Origin of the sequence: Nocardia sp. NPDC058497 (genome assembly GCF_042720195.1) — a bacterium.
In the GTDB taxonomy this organism is placed as follows: domain Bacteria; phylum Actinomycetota; class Actinomycetes; order Mycobacteriales; family Mycobacteriaceae; genus Nocardia.
Map to the genome: position 1 here is coordinate 1 of NZ_JBHXMY010000971.1, position 1,364 is coordinate 1,364.

The 1,364-nt window shown below is 73.0% G+C and carries 1 protein-coding gene; it reads left to right on the forward strand.

Annotation, left to right across the window (positions count from 1 at the left end; genetic code table 11):
* The first annotated feature begins 187 nt into the window (after positions 1-187).
* Entirely contained in the window at positions 188-1,156 is a 969-nt protein-coding gene (locus ACFWPJ_RS32950; RefSeq protein WP_378857451.1) for a patatin family protein, read from the forward strand.
* Positions 1,157-1,364 lie beyond the last annotated feature (208 nt).

Below are 1,364 nucleotides of genomic sequence, written 5' to 3' on the forward strand. Positions count from 1 at the left end.
CGCCGCCAACACCCCGGCCCGGTTCGTGGAAGACAACATTTCGTTGTTCCGTGTTAGCGGGGCGCGGGTCTATCACGCGGGGCGCCCGTCGTCGTTTCGACATATTCGCCGCAACCCGATGAACGGGCGGCGAAGATCATGCATTCGACCAGGCCGGACTCCCGGACCCTGTCGTATCGTGGGTCGGGTGACCAGCAGTGCGCGCATCGATCAGGATCCGTCGGCTTCACCGGGTCCGGCCACGGTCGCCCAGGTGATCCGTAGCCGCAGGGAGGCCGGGAACCGCGGCGACGGGAATCGCCTGGCGCTGGTGATCGAGGGTGGCGGCAGCCGCGGTGTGTACTCCAGCGGCATGGTGCAGGCACTCGAGGAGCTCGGCCTGGCCGGGGTGTTCGACGCCGTCTACGGCACGTCGGCGGGGGCGATCAACGGCGCGTGGCTGCTGTGCGGGCGGGCGGCGACGGGCATGCGGTCCTGGACCGATGCGACGATCATGCGCCGGGTGGTCGATCCGGTGCGGATCCTGCGCGGGCGCCCGGTCTTCGATCTGCGCTATCTGGTGCACCACGTCTACGACGGCATCGAGCCGATGGACTTCCCTGCCATCCTGGCCAACCCCACCACCTTCCACCCGATCGCGACCGACGTCCGCACCGGCCGGTCGGTGGACCTCGGCCCGCACATCGTGGACAAAACCACCCTGATGACCGCGCTGCGCGCCTCCGCGGGCCTGCCCCTGCTCGCCGGTCCCCCGGTCGATCTCGGCGGCCGCAGCTACTTCGACGGCGGCCTGTCCGAGACCGTCCCGATCCGCTCCGCCGTCGCGGCGGGCACCACCCACGCCCTGGTCCTGCGCACCCGCCGCACCGACGAAGTCCGCCCACCCGCACCCCTGCTGCACCGCCTCGTCGGCGGCGGCTACATGCGTGCCATCGCGCCCGGCGCCTTCCGCGCCTGGTCCCAGCGCCCCGGCCAGCAGGCCGTCGAGGACAGCTTCCTCGCCGACTTGGGCGACCGCGTCCTCCAGGTCCACCCACCCGCCGACGCCCCCGCCATCGACAGCGCCGCCCGCGACACCGACCTGCTCACCCGCGCCCTCGACATCGGCCGCACCGCCGTCCACTCGCTGCTGGGCGCCACCCCCCGCCTCGCCTGACCCGGCGAACGCGAGCAGTCCCGCCCTCCGGACCCGGCGAACGCGAGCAGTCCCATCCGGGCCCGGCGAACGCGAGCAGTCCCGCCCTCCGGACCCGGCGAACGCTGGCAGTCCCGCCATCCGGACCCGCACGCCCCGACCTCGAGGAGGGGCTGCCGCGTCAGTGGCGGTTCGCGGCCGTCCCGTCGGTCAGGTGCCGGTGCGGAGG